Origin of the sequence: Vibrio sp. OPT46, assembly GCF_015163535.1 — a bacterium.
GTDB lineage: Bacteria > Pseudomonadota > Gammaproteobacteria > Enterobacterales > Vibrionaceae > Vibrio > Vibrio alginolyticus.
Genome location: NZ_JADDYG010000518.1, coordinates 1 through 248, shown reverse-complemented (window position 1 = coordinate 248; position 248 = coordinate 1). Strand labels below are relative to the sequence as shown.

Genomic DNA, 248 nt, shown 5'->3' with positions numbered 1-248 from the left:
CATAACGTTTCATCAGCTTGAAGAGAAGGAATCACATGTTGAAAAGCAGAAGAGTGGAATTGAATCGTCTGTTCGAGAAAATAAACCCCAGGCTCCCACAGTAATGCATCCACGCGAATCGGCACGACAACATTACTAATCAAGTCGTGGTGAAAGGCTTCTAACTGAAATTGTGTTTGTCTTAGTGCAAGGTAAAGACTGAACAAATCCAGGCAGTACTGCATTTGTTCAGAGAGTTTGAATTGATA

Annotated in this window: 1 pseudogene; it reads right to left on the bottom strand. The window is 41.1% G+C overall.

The features are described 5' to 3' along the window. Positions 1 to 248: pseudogene (locus IQR33_RS33895) on the bottom strand (diguanylate phosphodiesterase); the annotation flags it as partial.